Origin of the sequence: Saccharopolyspora hordei (assembly GCF_013410345.1) — a bacterium.
Lineage (GTDB): Bacteria > Actinomycetota > Actinomycetes > Mycobacteriales > Pseudonocardiaceae > Saccharopolyspora > Saccharopolyspora hordei.
The window spans coordinates 2,746,789-2,769,838 of the sequence record NZ_JACCFJ010000001.1 but is presented as its reverse complement, the minus strand read 5'-3'; the positions used below and the strand labels follow the sequence as shown (position 1 = coordinate 2,769,838).

Genomic DNA, 23,050 nt, shown 5'->3' with positions numbered 1-23,050 from the left:
CTCAGTACGAGACGTATACGTCGGTCAGCAGGTGCTCGATCGGCGGGTACGCGGCGGCGCGCGCCCGGCCGACGGCCTCGTCCACGAGTGCCCTCGACTCTTCGTCGATCTCGTCCAGCTCCTTCACGGAGACCTTTCGCCGGTCGACCTTGGCGCGGAAGATCACCAGCGGGTCCTGCGTCCGGCGCAGCTCGGCGACCTGCTCGGGTGTGCGGTAGAGCTGGGCGTCACCCTCGAAGTGCCCGTAGAAGCGGTGGGCCCGGGCCTCGATCGTGGTCGGACCACCGCCTGCGCGGGCGCGTTCCACGGCCTCCCGGGCAGCCTCGTGCACGGCGAAGAAGTCGGTGCCGTCGACCTTCGCAGCCGGCATCCCGAACGCCGCGGCCCGGGCCGCGATGTCCGGTGCGCCCACCGCGTAGTCGGTGCCGGTGGCCTCGCCGTAGCCGTTGTTCTCGATGACGAACACGATCGGCAGCTTCAGCACCACGGCCATGTTCATCGCCTCGAGCGTCGTGCCCTGGTTCGACCCGCCGTCCCCGGTGAACGACACCGCGACCCCGTCGGTGCCGAGGATCTTGGCGCTCAACGCGGCGCCGATCGCCAACGAAGGAGCGCCGCCGACGATGGCGTTGGCGCCGAGCATGCCCACGGAGAGGTCGGCGATGTGCATCGAGCCGCCCTTGCCGTGGCAGAGCCCGTCTTCCTTGCCGAAGATCTCGGCCATCATGCCGTGGATGTCACAGCCCTTGGCGATGCAGTGGCCGTGCCCACGGTGCGTGGATCCGATGTGGTCGGTGTCGCGGAGGTTCTCGCAGACGCCGACGGCGATCGCCTCCTGGCCCGAGTACAGGTGGATGAAGCCCGGGATGTCCCCGGTGGCGTTCTCCTCGTGCAGGCGGTCCTCGAACGCCCGGATCCGTGACATCCTCCGGTACGCACCGAGTAGTGCGCGTTTGCTCAGCACCATGTTTCTCCTCGTCCGCACAACGGTTCTCGAGCTCTCGTCCGAACGCGGCCCCGGCGCCCGGGGCTCCGATCCGAGTGCTTGCTGCGGTCCTTGGCGGACGAACGTACGGATCTGTCCGATGTGGAACAAGCGTTGCAGTGCGTTGCAGAACGTTCCTGGTGTCCGGATCGCGCGAGAGGCGGGCGGTCGCGCCAGCGGTGAGGCACCGGTCGCGCACCCGGGTTCTGCAACCTCGTGCAACTCTTGCGCTCAGCGGTGGGGCGAACTTTCCTGTAGCGATGTGACCTGGACTACACGTCGTGTGACGATCCGGAGAACGGCAGCGCCCCAGGGCGGCCGGGGAGGAGTCGACATGCGGGCTCGAGATCACGCGACCGCGGTCGCGTCACAAGCGCATCCGCGGCAGCTCGCCCGCGCCCGCGAGGCGGTGCTGGCCGGTCAGCGGCCTCCCGCCGCGGCGCGGCGCCTGATCGTGCAGTCCTGGGAACGCGTCCGTCAGCAAGGTGTGGACCCTGACCGCGGCGCGGACTGCCACCCGGCTCCTCCCAGCGAGCTCGAACGCCGGCGTGCGCGGTGCGGTATCACCGGGAAGGCGTTGCAGGAACTCCGTGCTGGGCTCGTGCCTGCCGCCGAGAGCGCCGGGCACATCGTCGTCATCGTCGACGAGGACGGGCGCGTCCTGTGGCGGGAGGGGCGTGCCGAGCTGTTCCGGCGGGCCGACCGGCTCGGATTCGTCGAGGGCGCGTCGTGGCGCGAGACCGAAGTCGGCACCAACGCGATCGGCACCGCGCTCGTCGAGGGCGTGCCGATGCAGGTCCACTCCTCCGAGCACTACGTCCGCTCACACCACACCTGGACGTGCGCGGCCGCCCCCGTGCACGACCCGCGCGACGGCCGCCTGCTCGGCGCGGTCGACGTCAGCGGCCCGGCCGAGGCGGCCCACCCGACCACCCTCGCGCTCGTGCGCGCCGTGGCGGGGCTCGCGGAGGCGCGCCTGCGCGAGGAGCACCGCGCCAGCCTGGACCGGCTCCGTGCGGTCGGCACACCGATGCTCGCGAAGCTGGGCGGGCAGGCGCTGGTCACCGACCGATCCGGCTGGGTCGCCGCGTCCACCGGGGTGCCCCCGGTCGACCGCGTCGACCTGCCCGCCCTGCGCGACACGCCCAAGATCTGGCTGCCCGCGTTCGGCGCCTGCTCGGTCGAGCCCCTGCCGGGCGGATTGCTCCTGCGCCTCCACGATGACGCTCCGACCACGACCACCCGCGTGGTCCTCGACGTTCGTCGGGCCGGACGTTCCTCCCTGACTGTGCACCGGGCGTCGGCCAGCTGGACCTACCGCCTCAGCCGCCGCCACAGCGACATCTTGCTGGCGCTCGCCGAGAACCCAGCTGGCCGCACCGCTGCCGAGCTCGCGGACCAGCTCTTCGGCGACCGCAGCCGCACGGTCACGGTCCGCGCGGAGATGTCGCGCCTGCGCAGGAACTTCGGCGACTTGCTCGACCACCGCCCGTACCGGTTCGTGCCCGAGTTGGACGTCGCCGTCCTACGTCCCGATACCTGAAAGCGTCTGTTGTCCCCGCTGGGGAACACAGCGGGACGGCGTTGACAGGAGCTCCGGACCGATCACCCAAGATCCGCACTGCGGCGGTGAACACGCACTCAGTGCGTTTCCTCGCTCGCGGGCACACGTCATCGACCCAGCAGGCCTGGCGGCTGCGGGACGTTGATCTGCGACGCACGTCACAGTACGGTGCCGGTGAGCGACCGTTCACTCCGCACCAGGAGGGCTCTCCATGGCTCTGGACGTTCCCGCCGGCTTCGAGCAGTTGCTCCACGACCTGGACCGCTTCATCGACGAGGAGATCCGGCCGCTGCAGGAGTCCGACGACAACGAGCGGTTCTTCGACCACCGGCGGGAGTGGGCGCGCACCGACTTCGAGCGCGGCGGCCTGCCCCGCGAGGAGTGGCACGAGCTGCTCGGTGAGATGCGGCGGCGGGCGGACCGGGCCGGTTTCCTGCGGCGCGATCTGCCCGCGGCGCTGGGCGGAGCCGAGGCCAGCAACCTGGAGATGGCGGTCGTGCGCGAGCACCTCGCCCACCGCGGTCTCGGCCTGCACAACGACCTCCAGGACGAGTCCTCGGTCGTGGGCAACTTCCCCGGGGTGCACCTGGTGTGGGAGTTCGGCACCGACGAACAGCGCAGTGAGTTCTGCGAAGCGATGATCACCGGTGAGCGCGGGATGGGGTTCGGCCTCACCGAACCCGACCACGGCTCCGACGCGACCTGGATGGAGACCACCGCGGAGCGCCAGGGCGGCGACTGGGTCATCAACGGGGCGAAGCGCTGGAACACCGGGATGCACGTGGCGACGCACGACCTGGTCTTCGCCCGCACCAGCGGAAATCCTGGTGATGCGCGCGGCATCACCGCGTTCATCGTCCCGGTCGACTCCCCCGGTTTCTCCGTCGGCCTGTTCCGGTGGACGTTCACCATGCCGACCGACCACGCCGACGTGACGCTGCACGACGTCCGCGTCCCCGACAGCGCGATCCTCGGTGAAGAGGGGCGAGGGCTGGAGATCGCGCAGCGGTTCGTGCACGAGAACCGCATCCGCCAGGCCGCGTCCAGCCTCGGTGCCGCGCAGTACTGCATCGACCAGACCGTCGAGCACGCACGACAGCGCGTGACGTTCGGCCAGCCGCTCGCCCAGCGGCAGGCGATCCAGTGGCCGTTGGTGGAACTGCACACCGATGCCGCGATGCTGCGGCAGTTCGTCCGCGCCACCGCGCACGACCTCGACACCCGCTCGCACATGGCCGTCTCGGACCGCGTGTCGATGTGCAACTACCGGGCCAACCGCCTGGTGTGCGAGGCCGCCGACCGGGCCATGCAGGTCCACGGCGGCATGGGGTACAGCCGGCACCTGCCGTTCGAGCACATCTACCGCCACCACCGGCGCTACCGCATCACCGAGGGGGCCGAGGAGATCCAGGTGCGCAAGGTCGCCGGGCACCTCTTCGGCTTCATCGGCGGGAAGCGGTGAGCGGGTCCGCGGTGAGTCCGTCGGAGCGACGAGTGGGCGCGGCGAGGACGACGTCGCACCGTCCGCGCAGTCCGGTCGTGCGGGACACCGACGATCCCTCAGCGGCGGACCTCATCGACGCCGCGATCCACGTCATGGCCGAGAAGGGCTACCACGGCAGCTCGGTGCGTGACATCACGACCGCGGCAGGCCTCGCCGTCGGTTCCCTCTACACGCACTTCGGCTCCAAGCACGACCTGCTGCTGCTGATCCTCAAGCGCGTGATGGACGACCTCGTCACCGCGACCGAGGACACGCTGTTCCGGGCAGGCAGCGATCCGGCGGACCGCCTGCGCGCGATCGTGGGTGTGCACGTCCGGTCCCACGCCCAGTACCCGTTCGAGAGCCTGCTCGGCAACACCGAACTGCGCAGCCTCGAACCCACGGCACTCGAACCGGTCATCAGCAAGCGCGACGCCCAGCAGCGGATGTTCGACCGCGTCGTGCTCCACGGCGTCGAGACGGGCGCGTTCACCACGGCCACGCCCGTCGACGCCGCGCGGTTCATCGTCACCGCGTGCACCGCGGTGGCCACGTGGTACCGGCCGACCGGCCGGCTCGGTGTCGAGGACGTGGTGAGCCGGTACCAGCAGATCGCGCTCGACACCGTGGGGTACCGAGGGGAGACCACATGACCGCCGACCTGGAACGGGCACTCGCCGACCGGCTCGGACGGCTGTCCGGGACCGAGGTCGTCGTCTCGGGGCTCCGCAAGCTGACCGGCGGAGCGAGCCGGGACACCTGGGAGTTCGAGGTCACGACTCCCGGCGGGCAGCCCCGCAGGCTGGTGCTCCGCCGGGACCCGCCGGCGGAGGAGAACCCAGCCCGGATGGCCCTCGAAGCGGCGGCGTTGCGCGAAGCGGCCCGCGCCGGCGTGCCGGTGCCCGACGTGGTCGACTCCAGCGGCGAGGCACCGAGGACCGACATCGGCGGCTCCTACCTGATCATGGGGCACGTCGCGGGAGAAGCCGTGCCCCGGAGGTTGTTCCGCGACGACCGGTACCGCGACGCGCGAGCACGGATGGCCTACCAGATGGGCCGGACTCTCGCGCGCATCCACACCATGGCCCCGGAGCGGGTCCCGGATCTGCCGCGGCCCGAGCCGCTGGAGGACTGCTTCGACAAGTACGTCCGCCAGGGCAGGCCCGTTCCGACGCTGGACCTGGCCTTCCGCTGGCTGTTCGACAACCGTCCCCGGTTTGCGCAGCGCACCGTGGTGCACGGCGACTTCCGCACCGGCAACCTGCTCGTCACCCCGGAAGGCCTCGCAGCGGTCCTCGACTGGGAGCTGGTGCACCTCGGCGACCCGATGGAGGACCTGGGGTGGTTGTGCACGCCCAGCTGGCGCTTCGGCTCTCCCGAGCCCGCAGGCGGTTTCGGCAGCCGCGAGGACCTCTTCCGCGGCTACCGGGACGGCGGCGGGCGCGAACCGGACCCCGCGACAGTGCGGTGGTGGGAGGTCTTCGGTTCCCTCAAGTGGGCGGTGATCTGCCGCGACCAGGCCGCTCGCGCCGACAGCAACCCGGAGAACCGGCTGGAACTGCTCGCGATCGGCCGACGTGTCGCCGAGTGCGAGCACGACCTGCTCGAAGCCTTCGACTGGCCCGGCTCCGACGTGCCGGACGTCGAGGACGACGAACCACCGGAAGACCTGTACGGCCGCCCGCACCTGGGCGAACTCCTCGGCGCGGTCGAGGACTTCGTCACCGAGGCCACGCGGGACGCCGACCCGGTCACCCGCTACCGCGCCAAGATCGCCGCCAACGTGCTGTCGACCGCCCAGCGCGAGTGGCGCCGCGGCACCTCCGCCCGCACCCAGCACGCCCGCGCCCTGCGGGACAACGGCTTCACCGACGAAGCCGAACTCGCCCTGGCGATCCGCTCCGGCAGCGTCGACGTCGACAAACCCGAGGTGGCGGCCCTCATCGCCCGCGGCGCCGCCGAGCGGCTGGCGGTCGCGAACCCGAGCTACCGGACCCGACTCGACGGCTCAGCGGTGCAGCGCAACGAGCCACAGCGGCGTGCCCGGTCGACCACCTGATCGAGCGTCACACTGAACTGAGGTGACTCACCGGCGTCGGGTCTCGGCTCCACTCGATCACCGACGTGGCGACGCGGTGGCAACGCTGGTCCCCCGGCTGTCCCCGCCAGCGGTACGACGGGTGGACGTGGTCACGTGCCCCACGCGAAGGAGCCCGCCGACCTCTGGTCGGCGGGCTCCTCGCTCCGTCGGGATGGCGGGATTCGAACCCACGACCCCTTGACCCCCAGTCAAGTGCGCTACCAAGCTGCGCTACATCCCGACTCACCTCTTGGGGTGTGCCGACAGCTTACCGCACCGCCGAACGGGCGATCATCTACCCCCCTCCTTCGGCGTTGTCGCAGGTCCAGGCGTCGACAGCGGCAGTGAGGGCGGTGGTCCAGCCCGCGAGGGTCCGCTCGCCCTCCTCCGGGCTCGCGCCCCGGGGGTCGCCGAGGACGCCGTTGGGGGTCACCGCCGCCAGGCCTCCCGCGCGGAGGGTGGGCAGCAGGTCCGGCAGCGGGGCCGTCACGCCAGGCTCCGCTCGGTCGAGGTGCACGGCTGCGGGGCGCAGGGCCAGCATCACCGAGGTCTCGGTGCGGCCCGCGTGGGTGTCGTCGGGCCTGCCCGGGGGCGACCAGGCGAGGACCCGGCGGCCCTCCGCGCGCAGGGTGCGCACCGCCCGCCCCACCGGCTCCGCGTTGCCGCCGTGGGCCGAGACCAGCACGACCCCGGCGTGGGCGTCCGCGGAGCGCACCAGCTCCACCAGGAGCAGCTCCACCGCGCGCCGGCCGATCGACAGGGTCCCGGGGAAGCCCGCGTGCTCGCCGCTCGACCCGTAGGCCACCGGCGGGGCCACCAGGACCGGGCGGGCCCTGGCCAGCCGCCGGCACAGGGCCACCGCGATCTCGGTGTCCACGGTGAGGGGCAGGTGGGGCCCGTGCTGCTCGGTCGCCCCCACCGGCACCGCCAGCAGGGCCGGGGCGGCGAGGTCGGGCCAGGTCAGGTCCGCCAGGTCGGTCACCGCTGCTCCCCCGAGACCGGGACGCTGCTGCGGCGGCCGACGTCGGTGAGCACCGGCAGCAGCGGGGCCGCGGTGCGGTCGCCGAGCGCGCCGCGGAGCACTCCGCAGCCGTAGGCGGCGTCGTCGGCGAGGCGGGCCAGGGTCCAGCTCACCGGGTCCAGCGGTGGGCGCTCGCGGCTCCAGTCCAGCAGGTGCCGCAGCGCCACCGCGGCCAGCACCCGTCGCCCGCGGCGGCTCGCGGCCAGCAGGGGCACCGCGACCGGGGCCCAGGGCCTGCCGATCGCGTCGGCCAGGGCGCGGCCCGTGCCGAGGGTCCCGTGCGCCACCAGGCGCAGCGACTCGGCCGGGGTGACGCCGGTGCGGTGCAGCTTGCGGGCCAGCAGGGCCGCCGCGCCGCCGGTGACCGCCAGGGCCAGGCCGGGCCGCCGCGCGCCGAGCAGGGCCCAGGCGGCCGCGCTCCACAGCGAGGTCCGCAGCGGGGCGACCGCGGTGCCGTGGCGGGCGGCGAGCGGCCCGGCGGACGTGCCGTAGGCGTAGCGCTGGCGCAGCAGGGCTCGCCAGGACCGGCGCGGCTGGTGGTGCACCTCGACGGCGGGTTCGTAGCGCACCTGGTGGTGCTGGGCCAGCCGCCAGACCAGGTCGACGTCCTCGCCGAAGCGGAGGCCCTCGTCGAACCCACCCACCTCACGGAGCACCTCGGTACGGGCCACCAGCGCCGCCGTGGGCACGTAGCTGATCCGGCCGCCCGGGTGCACCGCGGCCGGCTGGTCGCCGAGGTCCAGCGGCGAGCGGACCGACTCGTAGCGGGCGAGCGCGGTGGCACCGGGGGTGCTGCGGACGCGGGGCGCCACCGCCGCCACGTCGGGGTCCTCGAAGTGCCGCAGCAGCGGGTCGAGCCAGCCCGGCCCGGTCCGGACGTCGGCGTCGAGGAACGCCACCAGCGGTGTGGTGACCAGCGCCAACCCGGCGTTGCGGGCCGCTGCGGGGCCGCGGGGCACCTCGTGCCGCACCGCCGCGCCCGGGACCGGGCGCCGGGAGCCGTCGTCCACGACGATCGCCCCCTCCGGGGCCTGGGGGTGGTCGTCGCGCACTGGCAGCACCAGCGTCACGTCCTCGGGGCCGAACCCCGACCGCTCGTAGCGGGGGTGCACCATGCCCGCCCGGACCAGGCGGTGCGCCAGGTCGGCACCGGTGGTCACCGGCTCGCCCGCCAACCACCGGTCGACCAGCAGCGCGCCCGCCGTGCTCAGCCGGAGCACGCGGAACGGGGACCCACCGGCGAGGGTGCGGCCGGAGGCGAAGCGGCGGAGTCCCGGGTCGGGCACCAAGCGGAGCGTCATGCGGTGAACCCTCCGTCGGCGTGCACCACGGTGCCGGTGATCGCCGAGGACTCCTCCGCGCACAGCCAGCACACCGCCGCCGCGACCTCCTCCGGTTCCAGCAGCCGCTCGACGAGCTGGTGCCGGCTGAACTCCTCGACGTCGGCCAGGTCGTAGCAGGCCGCGGTGGCGGTGAGCATGTCGGTGCGGGTCGACCCCGGGGAGACCGCGGTGGCGGTGATCCCGGTGCCGCGCAGGTCGGTGGCCAGCCCGCGGACGAGGCCGACCACGGCGTGCTTGGCGGCGTTGTACCCGGCGAGGTGGTAGAGGCCGCGGTGCGCGGCCGAGGACGCCAGCGCGACGAACCGGCCGGTGCGCGGCTGCGGCTTCTCCAGCATCACCGGCACGGTGGCGCGGGCCAGGTTCGCCACGCCCCGCACGCCGACGTCGAACAGCGCGTCCCACTCCTCGTCGGTGGTCTCCCACAGCGGCCGGCCGCCCGCCATGACCGCGGCCGCGGCGACCGCGGCGTCGACGCCCCCGAACTCGGTCACGGCCACCTCGACGGCCCGCCGGACGGCGGCCTCGTCGCGGACGTCGGCGACGACGTCGCGCACCGCGTCGGGCCACTGCTCCGCCAGCTCCCGCAGCTGCTCGCGGGTGCCCAGCGAGTAGTCGGCGCCGGGCAGGTCCGCGCAGACGTCGACCGCGACCACCCGCCAGCCGCTGCCGGCGAGCTGCCGGACCACCGCCGCACCGATCCCGCGCGCCGCACCGGTGACGACCGCGACCCGGCTCATGGTGCGCTCTCCTCTCCTCGGGGCCTTTCGTGGTAGCCGTGGCGCTGCAGGTACTCCAGCAGCGCGTCGGCGGCCTCCGCCGGTGGGAGCGGACCGACGACCGTCGGCGGGGTGCGCTCGACGAGCGCGCCGGTCAGCTCCACGATCCGGTCGTGCGCGGCAGCTCCCGACGGCGGCGGCAGCTCCCGCGGCCGCGGGCGGCGCGGGCGCGCGGAGACCACCGGCTGCGGCCGGGCCTGGAACGGCACCGAGCGGATCGGGGCGCGCTGCGCGGCGAGCACCGCAGGCAGGCTCGCCCGGCGCAGGCGCACACCGCCCTCGACGGAGACGACCGCCGGGGTGGGCAGGCGGAGGACCTCCCGACGGCCGCCGTCCAGCCTCCGGTGGGCGAGCACCGCGCGCCCGTCGGTCTGCAGCTCGACCACGCCCAGCGCCTGGGCGGCACCGAGGCGGGCGGCCAGGAACGCCGGTGTCGCACCGGTCGCCCCGTCGGACGACCGGTCGCCGCACAGCACCAGGTCCGGGGTCGTGGGCAACGCGCCGGCGATCGCGCGCGCCGTGTCCGCCCCGTTCGCCGCCAGCCAGCGGGGCTCGAGCGGGGTGTCGCGCTCGACGCGGACCGCGTCGTCGGCTCCGGCGGCCAGCGCGGTCTGCAGCACCTCGTCCGCCTCCGGTGGCCCGACCACCACCGCCAGCACCGAGCCGTCCAGCTCGTCGGCGAGCCGGAGGGCGTGCTCGAGCGCCGCGAGCTCGGCGGCCCCGGCGCCCCGGTGGTCGGCGTCGAGGTCACCGGTGAGCGGGTCCACGCGGACCCGCTGCCAGGACCAGCTCAGCGCTGCGACGATGTGCATGTCAGCCCTTCCGGAACACGACGCCGTGCCCGCCGTCGGGGTAGGTCCAGGTGATGGCGCCCGCGGAGTTGCACAGCTGGTAGCAGGTGCCGCACTCGAAGCACTGCTCGTAGTTGAACAGGATCCCGCCGTCGTCGGTGGGCACGAACAGCTTCGCCGGGCACGCCGGGACGCACGCCTTGGTGGTGCAGGACCGGCAGACCTCGGTGTCGACCGTGATGTGCGGGCGCTCCCCGACGTCGAACTCCACAGTGGACATCCGGTCCGCGAAGGACGTCTCGTGGTACATGCGTGCTCCTCAGCCGAAGGTCCGGAACCCCGCCCAGGCGTCCGCGGCGAGGTCGCGCAGGCGGAGGCCGTGGCGGGCGATGGTGCGGCGGAACAGCTTGCGCAGCCCTGGTTTCGGTTCCGGGTTGCGGACCGTGAAGACCTCCTGCGCCAGGTCGCACAGCAGCTTCGGGTACTGCCGCTGGACCCGGTCGGAGAGCACCAGGCGGGGTGCGCGCTGCAGGTTCTGGTGGTCGGTGAGGACGAAGCCGTCCTCCAGCCGCGTGCGGTAGCCGCTCAGGTCGCGGCTGCCCGCGGCGATCGCGTCGGCGGCCGCGCGCCCGGCGGCCAGCCCGGAACCGATGGCGAAGTTGACGCCCTCCAGCCAGATCCCGGCGGCCAGGCACATCGCCGCCGCGTCCCCGGCGATGAGCATGCCGTCGGTGCTCAGCGGCGGCATGCTGCGGTAGCCGCCTTCCGGGATGAGGTGCGCCGAGTACTCCTCGAGTTCCGAGCCGCGCAGGTAGGGCGCGATCGCGGGGTGGGCCTTGAAGTCGGCGAGCACGTCCTCGGGACGGCGACCCGACTCGGCCAGCCCGGTCAGCGACAGCACCACGCCGATGCTGACGGTGTCCCGGTTGGTGTAGAGGAACCCGCCGCCCGGGATGCCGCCGGTGCAGCCGAGGACCTCGAAGTCCGCGCCCTCGTCGCCGCGCAGCCCGAACCGCTCCTCGATGCTGCGGCGCGGCAGCGCGAGGGTCTCCTTGACGCCGAGGGTGTGGTGCTCGGGGTCGGTGGTGGGCAGCAGACCGGCTTGCTTGGCCAGGAACGAGTTGACACCGTCGCAGGCGATGACGACCTCGGCGCGGATGTCACCGTCCGGCCGGTCGGTGCGGACCCCGACGACACGCCCTCCTTCGCGCAGCAGCTCGGTGGCCACTGTGGACGTCACCAGCTGCGCCCCGGCCGCCACGGCCTTGCCCGCGAGCCAGGAGTCGAAGTCGGCGCGGTAGGTCGTCATGCCGTTGTGCGGCGCGTGCGCCCAGTCCTGGGTGCGGAAGTCGACGCTGAGCGCTTGGGTGTCGGTGAGCACCACCGTGCTGCGGCGGGTGACCCAGCGCTGCACCGGCACCTCCTCCCACCAGTTCGGCAGGACCTCGTCGAGGACGCGACCGTGGACGACGCCGCCGTAGACGTTCTTGCTGCCGGGGAACGGGCCGCGCTCCAGCAGGACGACGCTGCGCCCGGCGCGGGCCAGCTCCAGCGCGGCCGCCGAACCGGCCGGTCCGGCGCCGACGACCACCGCGTCCACCCGCTCAACGCTCATCGGCGGCTCCGTCCAGTCGGCGCGCGAGTTCGCGCAGGACCTCGGGCGCGTCGGCGACGATGCCGAGGTCCGCCATCGCCGTCATCGGGCACGACGGGTCGGTGTTGACGCTGACCACGTGCTGGGGGCGACCGAGCCCGCCGACGTGCTGGGGCGCGCCCGAGACGCCGAACGCCACGTAGAGGTCGGGGTCGACCAGCACCCCGGTGGTGCCGATCTGGCGGTCGTGGTCGGCCCACCCGGCGTCGGTGACCACCCGGGTCGCCCCGGCGGAGGCCCCGAGCGCGGCGGCGACCTCGGTGAGGGTGCGCATCACCGCGGTGCCGTCCTCGCCCGGCCGCACCAGGCCCGCGCCCGCGCCGAGGATCCGTGACGCCTCGGTGAGCTCGACCGTCTCCGGGTCGGGGTCGAGGACCGCGACGGTCTCGGCGTCGAGGACGTCCTCGGGCAGCTCCACGGGCAGGTCCCGCGGTTCCGGGGGCGGCACCGGGGCGGGTACCCCGCGCGCACCGGGCTCGAGCGTCACCACGGCCGGGCCGTCGATCCGCACCTCCACCGCCAATCGGTCGTCCACCCTGGACAGTTCGACGTGCGTCGGGGTGCACCGGGTCGCACCGGCGAACAGCGGGCGGTCCGCGCAGAACGCCAGCCGGGGCGCGAGGTCGCGGCCGTCGGGGGACGCGGGGAGCAGCACGACGCCGACGTCGCGCAGCACCGGGGCGAGCGCCGCGGCCAGCGCGCCGAGCGCCACCCGCGGCACCTCGCTCGTCCACACCGTCCTCGCTGCGGTCAGCGCACGGGCCGCCGACCGGGTTCCGGTGCCGGCCAGCAGCACCGCTCCCCCGCACTCGGCGGCGGCTTCGTCCGCGCCGCTGGGCAGCGCGCCGTCGCGGACCACCACGACGGCCAGCACGTCGGGGAGCTCGCTCACAGTCCCACCGCCACTCGATGTCCCTCCACCACCGCCGCGTGCGCGCGGCGCGGCGTGACGCAGTCGCCGACGCGGTGGACCGCGAACGCCGAGCCCTTGAGCGCGTGCCACAGCTCGTCCTCGGGCTCCTGGTGCACCGCGCAGACGACCCAGTCGAAGCGCTCCTCGGTCGTCTCCCCCGTGGTGTGCTTGAGGACCTGCAGGACCACGCCGCCGGGCTCGCCGACGGCGGACACCACGACCTCGTCGGTGCGCTGCCCGATGCCCTTGGCGTGCGCGCGGAGCTGGAAGGTCTCCATGTCCAGGGTCACGCCCAGGTCCTGGCACACCACCATGCCCGGGGTGGTGATCTGCACCCGGCAGCCGCGGTCGGCCAGCCACTCGGCGACCGACGCCGCCTGGTGGAAACCGAGTTCGTCGACCACCAGCACGTCGCCCGTGGGCTCGGCGCGCCGCTCCAGCACGTCGCGGACGTCGACGACCCGGTCCGCACCGCCGGCCCAGTGGACCGGCTGCGGGCGGGCGCCGGTGGCCAGCACGACCACGTCGGGGTGCTCCTCGCGCAGCATCTCCGCGGTGGCGCTCACGCCGGTCTTGACGTCGACACCGTTGCGCTCGCATTCCGCGCGGAGGTTGCGCACCACGTCGAGGAACTCCGCGCGGCTGGGCACGCTCGCCGCGACCGCCACCTGGCCGCCGGTGGTGGGGGCGCGCTCGAACAGGGTGACGTGGTGGCCGCGCTCGGCGGCGGTCGCCGCCGCCTGCAGACCGGCCGGTCCCCCGCCGACGACGAGCACCCGCTTGCGGACGCCCGGCACGGGCAGCGCGGTGGCCTCCTTGCCGGTGCGCGGGTTCTCGATGCACCCGAGCCAGCGGTTGAGGCCCATCCGCCCGACGCACTCCTGGTTGCAGGACAGGCAGGTCCGGATGTCGTTGCGGTGCCCGGAGCGGGCCTTGGCGGCGAAGTCCGGGTCGGCGATCTGGCCGCGCACCACGCCGACCAGGTCGCAGTGCCCCTCCTCCAGCGCGCGTTCGGCCTGCGCGGGGTCCTTGATCCGGCCCACGCCCACCACCGGCAGGTCCACCGCGCGGCGGAGGGCGTTGGCGATGAACAGCGCGTACCCGGGCGGCACGGTCATGGACGCCTCGATCATGTGGAGCGTGGCGGTGGCCACGCCGATCGAGGTGTTGATGTAGTCGACCTTGCCGGTGGCCTCCACCATCCGTGCGACCTCGACGGCCTCGTCGATGGTGGTGCCTCCCTCGATCAGCTCGTCACCGCACAACCGGACGCCGAGGGCCCGCTCCGGGCCGATCGCCTCCCGGACCACGTCGATGATCTCCAGCAGGATCCGCGCCCGGTTGGCCAGCGCACCGCCGTAGGCGTCGGTGCGGGTGTTCGTCGCCGGGGAGAGGAACCCGCGCACGATCGAGGAGTGCGAGCACTGCAGTTCGACACCGTCGAAACCGCCGTCCGCGCAGTGCCCGGCCACGGTGCCGTACCCGGCGACGACCTCGGCGATCTCGTGCGCGTCGATCGCCTTGGGCACCTCGCGGAACATCGGGTCCGGCACCGGCGACGGCGCCCACACCGGCAGCCGCGAGTACATCGAGGACGCCTGCCCGCCGTTGTGGTTGAGCTGCGCGAGGACCGGGACGTCGTGGGCGTGGACGGCCTCGGTGATCTGCCGGTAGCCGGGCACCACCTCGGGCCGGAAGCCGTGGATCAGCTTCTCGTAGGGCCAGTCGGTCGGGTGGGTCGAGTGCTCCTCGGTGATGACCAGCCCGGCACCGCCCGCGGCGCGCGCCGCGTAGTAGGCGGCGTGCTGCTCGGTGGGGAGCCCGTCGTGGGCGTAGTTCGTCAGGTGCGCGGAGAAGACGATCCGGTTGCGCAGGGTCAGCGGGCCGAGGCGCAGCGGTGAGAACAGGTAGCGGTACTCGCTCATCGCACCCCCTCCAGCGCGGTGACCCGGTGCGCGGCGCGGCGGCCCTCCAGGACGGCTTCGTGGATCGTGCGGGGCGCCACGCAGTCCCCGGCGCGCACCGCACCGGCCGGCTCCGCGTTCGGCAACCGGTGTCCACAGTGGACAACGACGGCGCAGGGCGCGTCCCGGCGCTCGGCGGTGAAGACGTCCTCCAGCACCACGTGGTCGGGGTGCACCTCGCGCAGCAGGGAGCGCTTCTCCAGCCGCACCCCCGCGCGCTGCAGCCGCGCGTTGGCGTCGGCCAGGTCCCCGGTCAGGGCGAGCTGGGTGCCCACGACCTGGTCCTGGGTGACGAGGGCGGTCTCCCGGCCCCGCGCGGCGAACAGCTCGGCGACCCCGACGCCCACCGCGTCACCGACCGGGTCGAACACCACGACCGGCCCCTCCGGCAGCACCTCGCCCGCCAGCACCTCGGTGACGTCGAGGACGGTGCCGCCGAGCTCGCGGTAGGGACGCGGCCCCGGCACCGACCCGGTCGCGACCACCGCGTCCCGGCCGAGGAGGTCCGCGTCGGTGACCTCCGTGCCGAGGGTGACGCGCACGCCGAGGCGGCGGACCTCGGCCTCCAGCCAGTCGGTGATGCGGCGCAGCCGCTGCCGGCCCGCCACCTCCGCCGCGAGCAGCACCGCCCCGCCGAGCCGGTCCGCGCGTTCCACGATCTCCACCGCGTGCCCCTGCTGCGCCAGCACGCGCGCGGCTTCCAACCCGGCCGGGCCACCGCCGACGACGAGCACCTCACGCGGAGCCGCAGCGGTGCCGACCTCCTCGGTGGCCTCGTGGCCGCTGAACGGCTCGACGACGCAGGAGACGATCGGGTTGCGGTCGTCCCGCACCCGGCACTTCTGGTTGCACAGCAGGCACGGCCGGACCTGCTCCGCGCGGCCGGACCGGACCAGCTCGACCAGCCGGGGTTCGGCGATCTGCGCGCGGGTCATCTCGACCAGGTCCGCGACCCCGTCGTCCAGGGCCCGCTGCGCCTGGGCCGGGTCCACGACGCTGCCCTGCAGGACCACGAGTGGCGGGTGCTCGCACCCGTGCACGGCGTCGCGGACCCGGCGGCAGAGTTCGACGTTGAAACCGGGTTCGGTGTGCAGGTCCGGTCGGGTCGCTGAGGTCGCCATCGCCGACCCGCGCACCACCGCGAGGTAGTCGACGCGGTCCGCCACCGCGCGGGCGACGCCGGTCGCCCGCTCCGGGGTGATGCCCGCCCACGGGGCGAGTTCGTCGCAGCTCAGCCGCAGCCCCACGACGCCGTCCCCGGCGGCCTCCCGGACCGCGGACAGCACCTCGCGCAGCAACCGCGTCCGGTCCTCGCCGTAGTCGTCGGAGCGGTGGTTGGTCAGCCCGGAGAGGAACTGGCGCAGCAGGGAGAACTGCCCGGCCTCGAGCTCCACGCCGTGCAACCCGGCGCGCACGGCCGACCGGGTGGCGGCGGCGAAACCCGCCACCAGCGCGTCGATCTCGTCCTGCTCGACCTCCACGGGCAGCTCGCGGCTGACCACGTCCGGCACCCGGGAGGGAGCCCACAGCGCTCGCTGGGAGAACGCCGACGAACCCTGCGACCCGGCGTGGCCGAGCCCGGCGAGCACGACCGTGCCGTGCGGGCGGCAGGCGTCAGCGATCGCGGCCCACCCCGGGCCGCACTCGGCGGCCAGCGGTGCCCGCTCGTAGGGCCAGTCCGAGTCGTGCACGCTGGCCGTCTCGGTGACGACCACGCCCGCACCACCCGCGGCGCGCGCCCGGTAGTAGGCGACGTGCCGGTCCGACAGCGCCCGTCCGCGCCCGAGGTTCGTCTCGTGCGGCCCGAACAGCACTCGGGACGGCGCCTCGGTGGCGCCGAGCCGCACCCGGTCCACGAGGCTCATGCACCGGCCGCCAGCGGGCTCGAGTCGCACGGCTTGGCCGGCACGGCGGGCAGCCCCAGGTCGACCGCGCGCCGGGACGAACGCGAGTGGTCCTGCGACGGCTTCGGCAACCCCGACCTGTCCACGTGGGACAGCGCCGCCGCGCCGTGGCCCTTCACGCACTCCGGGTCCGGCCCGTCCAGCGGGAGGCCGGTGAAGAACTTCGCCGCCATGCACCCGCCCTGGCAGGCGTCGTAGGCCGAGCACGACCGGCAGGCACCGCCCGACTGCGGCTGCCGCAGCTCGGTGAACAGCTCCGAGGACCGCCACACCCGCGCGAACCCGCCCTCCTCTCGCACGTTCCCGGCCTTGAAGGCGTCGTGGATGGCGAACGGGCAGGCGTAGACGTCACCCACCGGGTCGATCAGGCACACCACCCGGCCCGCGCCGCACAGGTTCAGCCCCGGCAGCGGGCTGGACCCCAGCGCGTTGAGGTGGAAGAACGAGTCGCCGGTGAGCACCCGGTCACCGTGCTCGACCAGCCAGGCGTAGATCTGGTGCTGCTGCTCGTCGGTCGGGTGCAGCTCGTCCCACACGTCCGCGCCGCGCCCGGACGGCCGCAGCCGGGTGATGCGCAGCTGCGCGCCGAACTCGTCGGCCATGGCCAGGAAGTCGTCGAGCTGCCCGACGTTCTGCCGGGTCATCACCACGGAGATCTTCGGCTGCCGCACACCGGCGTCGGCGAGGTGGCGCAGCGCGCGCACCGCCATGTCGAACGAGCCGGGTCCGCGGACCGCGTCGTTGACCTCCCGCGTGGCGCCGTCCAGCGAGACCTGCACGTCGACGTAGTCGGTGGCCGCCAGCCGGCGCGCCCGCTCCGCGTCGATCCGCAGGCCGTTGGTGGAGAACTTGACGCCCACCTGGTGCTCGACGGCGTGGTCCAGCAGCTCCCAGAAGTCCGGGCGCACCGTCGGTTCACCGCCGCCGACGTTGACGTAGAACACCTGCATCCGCTGCAGCTCGTCGATGACCGCCTTCATCTCCGCGGTGCTCAGCTCGCGCGGGTCGCGCCTGCCGGAGGACGAGAGGCAGTGCTCGCAGGTCAGGTTGCAGGCGTAGGTCCACTCCCACGTCAGGCAGATGGGGGCGTCCAGGCCCCCCTTGAACTGCTCGACCAGCGAGGGCACCGGTTCCACCGCAGTCACGTCGCCTCCACTCGGTCAACGGGGCCGGATCATGTCCGAGGCGGCCAGCGAGGCCAGCGCCCGCCGGAACGACGCGCGCCGCTCCCGCGGCACGGCCAGCAGTGCGTCCTCGACGCTGGCGTGCTCGCCCAGCCCGCGCACCAGCTCCACCAGCTCGGGGACCTTCAAGAACGACAACTTCCGGTTGCCGAAGTGGTACGCGAGCGCCCCGAACGGCTCGGGGCGCAGCGCGACCTGCGGGTTCAACTCGTAGCCCAGGCTCGGGTCGAACTCCGCCGCGGTGGTCATCAGTAGACCCCGCACATCCCGTCGATCGAGACCTCTTCGACGAGGAGTTCCTCCTCGACGACCGCCTCGGTGGTTCCCGCTCCGTCCAGTTCCTCAGCCATGGGATGCTCCTGTCGACGGTGACCCATCCACCGCCGTCACCGTATTTGCACCCGGTGCACTTTGGAAGACCTGGAGCGAGAACTCTTGGGACGCAACACTGCCGGAGCAACCGCGCGGACCGGCGGACGGCGGAGGGTGACCAGCGCCGCCGAGCTGGAACAGGTGGCCTTCGACCTCTTCGACGAGCAGGGCTTCGACAACACCACGGTCAGCGACATCGCGCGCGCCGCGGGCATCGCGCGGCGCACGTTCTTCCACTACTTCCCGTCGAAGAACGACGTGCCGTGGGGTGATTTCGACGCCGAGCTGGCCCGGCTGCGCGCCGACCTGCGCGCCTCCCCCACCGGGGTCCCGCTGATGGACACCATCCGGCACTGCCTGGTCGAGTTCAACCGGGTGCCGCCGGAGCAGGTGCCGGCGCACCGCCGCCGGATGCGGCTGATCCTGGGTGTGCCCGCGCTGCAGGCGCACTCGACGCTGCGCTTCCGGGCCTGGCGCCAGGTCATCGCCGAGTTCGTCGGCGAGCGGACCGGGCGATCCGCTGACGCCCTGGCGCCGCAGACGATCGCGCACGCGGTCCTGGGGGTCGCGCTCGCCGCGTACGAGCGGTGGCTCGACGACGCCGACGCCGAGCTCACCGAACTGCTGGACGCGGCGATGCGCGAGCTCGCCGACGCGTTCGCCGACTCCGGGGTCCCGGCCGCGCGCGCGGAGTGAGCGCCGGGAGCCCAGCCCGCGCACCGAGGCCGCCCGCGTCCTCGGCGGGCGGCCTGGTCCGGGCTCCGCGGGGACGGGGGCCGGCCGCCGTCCCCGGGCCGGTCAGTAGTCGGACTCGTCGTAGACGATGACGCCGCGCAGGTTCTTGCCCTCGAGCATGTCCTGGTAGCCGGTGTTGATGTCCTCCAGCCGGTAGGTGGTGGTGATCAGCTCGTCGAGCTTCAGCGTGCCGTGCCGGTAGAGCTCCAGCAGGCGCGGGATCTGGGTGCGCGGGCTGACCCCGCCGAAGATCGCGCCTTGGACCCGCTTCTGCAGCAGGGTCAGCTCGAACAGGTTGACCTTGGCGTCGATCTGCTCGTAGTGCCCCATGCCCGTGACGACGACCTGACCGCCCTTCGCGGTCATCGACAGCGCGGGCTGCAGGTGCTCACCGGTCGTCTCGCCGATCGTGATGATCACCGTGTTGGCGTTCTGCCCCCAGGTCATCTCGTTGACCGGGCCGGCGGCCTCCTCCATCGACGCGAAGGCGTGCGTGGCGCCCAGTTCCAGGGCCTTCTCGCGCTTGTACTCGACCGGGTCGACCGCGACCACGTACCGCGCCCCGGCCGCCGCGGCGCCCTGCACGGAGTTGATCCCGACGCCGCCGATGCCGGCGACGACCACGGTGTCCCCAGCGCGCGTGTCGCCGATCTCGGTAGCCGAACCCCAGCCGGTGGACACGCCGCAGCCCAGCAGCGCGGCCTTGTCCAGCGGGATGTCGTCCTCGATCTTGATCACGGAGGCCTGGTTGACCGTCACGTACGGCGCGAAGGTCCCCAGCAGGCACATCGGCACGACCGGGTTGCCCTGGTGCGTCACCCGGTAGCTGCCGTCGGAGATCGCCTGGCCGGTCAGCAGCCCGGCCCCCGCGTCGCAGAGGTTCTGCATGCCGCGGGCGCACGGCCGGCAGGTGCCGCAGCCCGGGATGAACGCCAGGACGACGTGGTCGCCCTCCTTGATCCCCGAGACCTCGGGGCCGACCTTGGTGACCACGCCGGCACCCTCGTGCCCGCCCACGACGGGGTAGAACGCCACCGGGCTGGCGCCGGTGCGCACGTGCTCGTCGGAGTGGCACAGCCCGGAGGCTGCCAGCCGCACCTGCACCTCACCGGCAACGGGATCTCCCAGTTCGATCTCATCGACTTCCCAGTCCTTGCCCGGACCGTGCAGCAGCGCGGCCTTTGTCTTCATATCCACTCCTCATCGAATGGGCGGCGAAGAACGCATGGCTTCCTGAGGATGAGAAGTCGGGTGATCGCAGTCAAGAGCCACCTCAGCGAACCTGTGCCCGCGACCGCGCTACCCGGTCCGCCGATCTGGATCGTGTGAGCAGCAGTGCCGAGACTGGTCCCAAGATCGGGAACACCGCGCTCAAGCGCGTTGAACGGACCTCAGTGGACAGTCGACCGTCTGCATCGGACGCGTTGCACGGGGACGAGAACCGCCGGTGTCCGTCTCACGTGGACACCGCAGCGCGACGCGCACCGAGCGCACCGGTCGCCTCACGACGTGGCGGCTTGCCCAGCCGGGCGGACGATGAAGACGGGGCACGGCGAGTGGTGCAGCAGTTTGCTGCTCGTCGAACCCAGGTGCACCCCGGCGACCCGGCCGCGGCCGCGTGCTCCCACGACCACCAGCTGCGCCTCCTTGGCGCGCGACAGCAGCTCCGCCGTCGGCGAGCCCCGCCCGACGAACCGCAGCACCTCGACGTCCGGGTAGCGCTCTCCCCACCCCGCGAGGGCTTCCGCGACGAACCGCTCCTCGCTCTCCGCGACCACACCGGAGGGCACCCGCGACCGCAACCACTTCAGGTCGATGCCGACCACGTCCCAGGTGTGCACCACGTGCAGCGGAACGCCGTAGTCCGACGCGACGGCGAACGCCTGCGCCAGCACGGCCTCGGCGGAGCGGTCGTCGTCGATGCCCGCCACGACCGGGCCGGTCACGGGGAAGGTCAGCGGGTCCCCGGTGTCCGGCACGACCGCGACCGAGCACTCCGCGTGCGCGGCCACCTTCACCGCGACCGCGCCCGCGAGCAGACCGGTGAACCCGCCGAACCCGCGGTCGCCCACGACGACCAGCGCCGCGGTGCGGGACTCCCCGATCAGCACGTGCTCCGGGGTGCCGCCGAGGGCCTCCACCTCCACGTCGAGATCGGGCTCTTGCTCCCGCACCGCTCGCTCGGCGATGCCCAGCCAGTGCGCGACCTGCTCGCGCACCTTGTCGAGGTGCTCCGGTGGCAGGTGCAGGCCGGGCAGCTCCGGCAGCACCGGGCCGGCGGTGCGGTCGGCGTAGACGATCCGCAACCGGGCCTGGCGCCGCACCGCCTCGCGCGCCGCCCACCGCGCGGCGTTGAGCGCCACCGCGGAACCGTCCACCCCGGTGACCACGTGTCCGGCGTCGCTCATCCTGGGCCTCCCAGCACTGCGCGGGTCGACAGCACCAGGGTGGGCGAGTTCGCCGGTCTCCGCTCGTCGGGAGCGCCGCTACCGGGTCGGCACGCGGCCGGGGACGAGCAGCTCGACGTTGCGGTCGCCGAGCTCGCCGAGCTTGGCCAGGTCGGCGTGCGGGTCGTTGAACGACAGCTCCCGGTACAGGGCGGCGAGCGCGGCCGGGGACCGGTCGTCGTAGTCGGCCTGGTAGGGGCTGTCGGCCTCGATGAGCGTGGTGAACAGCGACAGCGTGCCGTCCTGGTTGTCCACCAGTTCGATGACGCGGGCCAGCTGCGGGAAGTCCACGTGCGAGGCGGTGTTGATCTCCCAGAAGCCGCAGGCCGGGTCGTCGGCGGGGTGCGGGGTGATCGCGTTGCGGTGCGTGTGGCCGTTGACCCACGCCACCACGTTCGGGAAGCGCTGGAGCAGCCGCACCACCGCGGCACCGCTCTTGCGGACCTCGCTGGGCCGGCGGAAGTCCGGCACCAGCGCGGTCATGGTGCCGCTGGTGTGGTGGCTGAACACCACGAACAGCTCGTCGGTGACCGGCTGCCGCTGCTTGCGCCCGAGCTCGTCGTAGTACACCGAGCTGCCCGCGGTGAGCACCCGCTCCAGCCAGCGGAACTGGGCCAGCCCGAGCGAGCCCTCGGCGAACCCGGCGGTGTTGGTGCTGTCCAGGCTGATTCCGGTCACGCCGGGCGCGATCGGGAAGGTGTAGTAGGGCTCGTCGTGGTCGTCGCCGAAGCCGTGGCCGACCGGGCCGGGGCCGGTGTGGGCCGGGTCCCGGTGCGCCTCGATGAACTCCTCGGTGGTGAACGGGCGACGCCGCTCGTCGGGCGTGACGGTGCGGACGAGCCCGGTGCGGGTGTCCAGGACGTCGGCGGTCCGCTGCCGGCTGCGCCCCTGCATCAGGGCGACGATCTCGCGCTTCTCCCGCTCGTCCCGGCCGATGACCTTGCAGGAGCCGGTGTACCAGTCGGCCAGGTGCGGGACGAGCTGGTCGGGCACCGTCCCGACGACGGTGTTGTCGTGGTTGCCGAACACGGCGTACCAGGGCAGGCGCAGGCCCGGGCTGTCGAAGGGCCGCAGGGCGTCGCCGAGCAGGCCGGGCAGCACCGGGAACCCGCGGCCGCGGAACCGGTCGTCGACGCTCCCGTCGGGGTGCCAGTACAGCGGGTCGCCGGAGTCCTGCACGCCCTCGTAGGCGGTCGGGTCACCGGTGTTCGGCGTGATGCGCCCACCGTTGAGCACGCCGAAGTACCAGTCCAGCTCGGCGAGTTCGTGGTTGTCGGTGCTGTCGCCGGTGGTGATGGCGAAGTCGAGCGGGCGCCCGGTCACCGGCGCTCCCGGCAGCGAGTTCACCCGGCGCACGAGGTGCGCCGCGCCGAGCGCGCTGAGCGTCTCCTGCGGGCGGAACGCCCCACCGGCGAGCGGGTGGACGTACTCGAAGCGGGCCGGGCTCTGCGCGTCCACCACGTGCAGGTCGGTGAACTGGACGAACGCGCTGACCGGGACCCGGCGGTCGACGCGGTCCGCCCGGCCCACCACCAGGTCGGTGCGCACCACCTGCGGCCAGCCCGGGCCGGCCACGAGTCGCCGGTAGCCCTCGCCGGGTTCCGGCGTGGCCGCGGTGAGCAGCGTGGTGCCTTCGCCGTGCGCCGGCTGCGGCCGCGCGCCCCGCGCGAACGCCGGTGCTGCGCCCAGCAGCCCGCTGCCGAGGACAGCGCCGGTGATGCCCGCGGCCCGGAGGAAGCCGCGCCTGTCGATCCCTGCCATGTCGCCCCAGTTCCTGCGCCCCTGATCATCGAACTGATCAGAAAATCTTTCATGTTTCGTGGGCGCAGTCCAC

General features: G+C 73.4%; 21 protein-coding genes and 1 tRNA gene. 5 read left to right on the top strand and 17 right to left on the bottom strand.

The features are described from left to right. Window position 1 precedes the first annotated feature (1 nt). Window positions 2-925, bottom strand: a complete 924-nt coding sequence (locus tag HNR68_RS12920; RefSeq protein ID WP_218888288.1) for a thiamine pyrophosphate-dependent dehydrogenase E1 component subunit alpha — start codon at window positions 923-925, stop codon at window positions 2-4. 160 nt (window positions 926-1,085) lie between these two features. On the opposite strand from HNR68_RS12920, the gene HNR68_RS12915 reads away from it, so the two are divergent. The 4 genes from HNR68_RS12915 (at window position 1,086) to HNR68_RS12900 (ending at window position 6,091) form a co-directional block, all read left to right on the top strand. Continuing rightward, window positions 1,086-2,528 carry a helix-turn-helix domain-containing protein gene (locus tag HNR68_RS12915; RefSeq protein WP_343050111.1) on the top strand — a complete coding sequence of 481 codons (1,443 nt, stop codon included), beginning with the start codon at window positions 1,086-1,088 and terminating at the stop codon, window positions 2,526-2,528. Between the two features lie 232 nt (window positions 2,529-2,760). Then, window positions 2,761-4,011: an acyl-CoA dehydrogenase family protein gene (locus HNR68_RS12910; RefSeq protein WP_179720780.1), complete on the top strand. Its 1,251-nt coding sequence runs from the start codon at window positions 2,761-2,763 to the stop codon at window positions 4,009-4,011. A gap of 77 nt (window positions 4,012-4,088) precedes the next feature. Then, the gene (locus HNR68_RS12905) at window positions 4,089-4,685 is read left to right on the top strand and encodes a TetR-type transcription factor C-terminal domain-containing protein (RefSeq protein ID WP_218888287.1); all 597 of its coding nucleotides are present in this window, start codon (window positions 4,089-4,091) and stop codon (window positions 4,683-4,685) included. Next, entirely contained in the window at window positions 4,682-6,091 is a 1,410-nt protein-coding gene (locus HNR68_RS12900) for a phosphotransferase family protein (RefSeq protein WP_179720778.1), read from the top strand. The genes HNR68_RS12905 and HNR68_RS12900 overlap by 4 nt, the downstream gene beginning before the upstream one ends. A 188-nt stretch (window positions 6,092-6,279) precedes the next feature. On the opposite strand, the gene HNR68_RS12895 is transcribed toward HNR68_RS12900, so the two are convergent. The 13 genes from HNR68_RS12895 to mftA form a co-directional block, all read right to left on the bottom strand. Next, a tRNA-Pro gene (locus HNR68_RS12895) sits at window positions 6,280-6,353 on the bottom strand. A gap of 54 nt (window positions 6,354-6,407) precedes the next feature. After that, window positions 6,408-7,094 (bottom strand): mycofactocin biosynthesis peptidyl-dipeptidase MftE, encoded by a 687-nt coding sequence (gene mftE, locus HNR68_RS12890; RefSeq protein WP_179720776.1) that lies wholly within the window; start codon window positions 7,092-7,094, stop codon window positions 6,408-6,410. Further along, window positions 7,091-8,434: a mycofactocin biosynthesis glycosyltransferase MftF gene (gene mftF / locus HNR68_RS12885; protein WP_179720774.1), complete on the bottom strand. Its 1,344-nt coding sequence runs from the start codon at window positions 8,432-8,434 to the stop codon at window positions 7,091-7,093. Before mftF ends, mftE begins: the two co-directional genes overlap by 4 nt. Beyond that, complete coding sequence (locus tag HNR68_RS12880) at window positions 8,431-9,213, bottom strand: mycofactocin-coupled SDR family oxidoreductase (protein ID WP_179720772.1); 783 nt, start codon at window positions 9,211-9,213, stop codon at window positions 8,431-8,433. The genes mftF and HNR68_RS12880 overlap by 4 nt, the downstream gene beginning before the upstream one ends. Further along, the gene (locus HNR68_RS12875) at window positions 9,210-10,064 is read right to left on the bottom strand and encodes a mycofactocin-associated electron transfer flavoprotein beta subunit (protein WP_179720770.1); all 855 of its coding nucleotides are present in this window, start codon (window positions 10,062-10,064) and stop codon (window positions 9,210-9,212) included. The genes HNR68_RS12880 and HNR68_RS12875 overlap by 4 nt, the downstream gene beginning before the upstream one ends. A gap of 1 nt (window position 10,065) precedes the next feature. Then, window positions 10,066-10,353, bottom strand: coding sequence for a ferredoxin family protein (locus HNR68_RS12870; RefSeq protein ID WP_179720768.1), 288 nt, complete (start codon window positions 10,351-10,353; stop codon window positions 10,066-10,068). A 9-nt stretch (window positions 10,354-10,362) separates the two neighbouring features. Next, window positions 10,363-11,658, bottom strand: coding sequence for an FAD-dependent oxidoreductase (locus HNR68_RS12865; protein ID WP_179720766.1), 1,296 nt, complete (start codon window positions 11,656-11,658; stop codon window positions 10,363-10,365). Next, complete coding sequence (locus HNR68_RS12860) at window positions 11,648-12,589, bottom strand: mycofactocin-associated electron transfer flavoprotein alpha subunit (RefSeq protein ID WP_179720764.1); 942 nt, start codon at window positions 12,587-12,589, stop codon at window positions 11,648-11,650. The genes HNR68_RS12865 and HNR68_RS12860 overlap by 11 nt, the downstream gene beginning before the upstream one ends. Next, window positions 12,586-14,535 carry a mycofactocin system FadH/OYE family oxidoreductase 2 gene (locus HNR68_RS12855; protein WP_179720762.1) on the bottom strand — a complete coding sequence of 650 codons (1,950 nt, stop codon included), beginning with the start codon at window positions 14,533-14,535 and terminating at the stop codon, window positions 12,586-12,588. Before HNR68_RS12855 ends, HNR68_RS12860 begins: the two co-directional genes overlap by 4 nt. Further along, window positions 14,532-16,439, bottom strand: coding sequence for a mycofactocin system FadH/OYE family oxidoreductase 1 (locus HNR68_RS12850; RefSeq protein ID WP_179720760.1), 1,908 nt, complete (start codon window positions 16,437-16,439; stop codon window positions 14,532-14,534). The genes HNR68_RS12855 and HNR68_RS12850 overlap by 4 nt, the downstream gene beginning before the upstream one ends. Continuing rightward, entirely contained in the window at window positions 16,436-17,623 is a 1,188-nt protein-coding gene (gene mftC / locus HNR68_RS12845) for a mycofactocin radical SAM maturase (protein ID WP_179720758.1), read from the bottom strand. Before mftC ends, HNR68_RS12850 begins: the two co-directional genes overlap by 4 nt. A 15-nt stretch (window positions 17,624-17,638) precedes the next feature. Continuing rightward, on the bottom strand, window positions 17,639-17,911 hold the full coding sequence (mftB, locus tag HNR68_RS12840; protein ID WP_179720756.1) for a mycofactocin biosynthesis chaperone MftB: 273 nt from the start codon (window positions 17,909-17,911) through the stop codon (window positions 17,639-17,641). After that, window positions 17,911-18,012, bottom strand: coding sequence for a mycofactocin precursor MftA (mftA, locus tag HNR68_RS12835; protein ID WP_179720754.1), 102 nt, complete (start codon window positions 18,010-18,012; stop codon window positions 17,911-17,913). The genes mftB and mftA overlap by 1 nt, the downstream gene beginning before the upstream one ends. 61 nt (window positions 18,013-18,073) lie before the next feature. Between mftA and mftR the strand changes: the two genes are divergently transcribed. Further along, window positions 18,074-18,730: a mycofactocin system transcriptional regulator gene (gene mftR / locus HNR68_RS12830; RefSeq protein WP_446692584.1), complete on the top strand. Its 657-nt coding sequence runs from the start codon at window positions 18,074-18,076 to the stop codon at window positions 18,728-18,730. A gap of 102 nt (window positions 18,731-18,832) precedes the next feature. Here the strand turns inward: mftR and HNR68_RS12825 are convergent, their stop codons facing one another. From HNR68_RS12825 to HNR68_RS12815, 3 genes are all read right to left on the bottom strand, one after another. Then, window positions 18,833-19,960, bottom strand: a complete 1,128-nt coding sequence (locus tag HNR68_RS12825) for an NDMA-dependent alcohol dehydrogenase (protein WP_179720749.1) — start codon at window positions 19,958-19,960, stop codon at window positions 18,833-18,835. 311 nt (window positions 19,961-20,271) lie between these two features. Beyond that, complete coding sequence (locus HNR68_RS12820) at window positions 20,272-21,177, bottom strand: universal stress protein (RefSeq protein ID WP_179720747.1); 906 nt, start codon at window positions 21,175-21,177, stop codon at window positions 20,272-20,274. A 78-nt stretch (window positions 21,178-21,255) separates the two neighbouring features. Continuing rightward, complete coding sequence (locus tag HNR68_RS12815) at window positions 21,256-22,977, bottom strand: TIGR03767 family metallophosphoesterase (RefSeq protein WP_179720745.1); 1,722 nt, start codon at window positions 22,975-22,977, stop codon at window positions 21,256-21,258. Window positions 22,978-23,050: the final 73 nt, after the last annotated feature.

Bases quoted from the DNA above. Each gene is read 5' to 3' on its own strand.
- HNR68_RS12920 (WP_218888288.1), bottom strand. From the start codon at position 925: ATGTCACGGATCCGGGCGTTCGAGGACCGCCTGCACGAGGAGAACGCC.
- HNR68_RS12915 (WP_343050111.1), top strand. From the start codon at position 1,086: ATGTGGAACAAGCGTTGCAGTGCGTTGCAGAACGTTCCTGGTGTCCGG.
- HNR68_RS12910 (WP_179720780.1), top strand. From the start codon at position 2,761: ATGGCTCTGGACGTTCCCGCCGGCTTCGAGCAGTTGCTCCACGACCTG.
- HNR68_RS12900 (WP_179720778.1), top strand. From the start codon at position 4,682: ATGACCGCCGACCTGGAACGGGCACTCGCCGACCGGCTCGGACGGCTG.
- mftF (WP_179720774.1), bottom strand. From the start codon at position 8,434: ATGACGCTCCGCTTGGTGCCCGACCCGGGACTCCGCCGCTTCGCCTCC.
- HNR68_RS12880 (WP_179720772.1), bottom strand. From the start codon at position 9,213: ATGAGCCGGGTCGCGGTCGTCACCGGTGCGGCGCGCGGGATCGGTGCG.
- HNR68_RS12875 (WP_179720770.1), bottom strand. From the start codon at position 10,064: ATGCACATCGTCGCAGCGCTGAGCTGGTCCTGGCAGCGGGTCCGCGTG.
- HNR68_RS12870 (WP_179720768.1), bottom strand. From the start codon at position 10,353: ATGTACCACGAGACGTCCTTCGCGGACCGGATGTCCACTGTGGAGTTC.
- HNR68_RS12865 (WP_179720766.1), bottom strand. From the start codon at position 11,658: ATGAGCGTTGAGCGGGTGGACGCGGTGGTCGTCGGCGCCGGACCGGCC.
- HNR68_RS12855 (WP_179720762.1), bottom strand. From the start codon at position 14,535: ATGAGCGAGTACCGCTACCTGTTCTCACCGCTGCGCCTCGGCCCGCTG.
- HNR68_RS12850 (WP_179720760.1), bottom strand. From the start codon at position 16,439: ATGAGCCTCGTGGACCGGGTGCGGCTCGGCGCCACCGAGGCGCCGTCC.
- mftB (WP_179720756.1), bottom strand. From the start codon at position 17,911: ATGACCACCGCGGCGGAGTTCGACCCGAGCCTGGGCTACGAGTTGAAC.
- mftA (WP_179720754.1), bottom strand. From the start codon at position 18,012: ATGGCTGAGGAACTGGACGGAGCGGGAACCACCGAGGCGGTCGTCGAG.
- HNR68_RS12825 (WP_179720749.1), bottom strand. From the start codon at position 19,960: ATGAAGACAAAGGCCGCGCTGCTGCACGGTCCGGGCAAGGACTGGGAA.
- HNR68_RS12820 (WP_179720747.1), bottom strand. From the start codon at position 21,177: ATGAGCGACGCCGGACACGTGGTCACCGGGGTGGACGGTTCCGCGGTG.
- HNR68_RS12815 (WP_179720745.1), bottom strand. From the start codon at position 22,977: ATGGCAGGGATCGACAGGCGCGGCTTCCTCCGGGCCGCGGGCATCACC.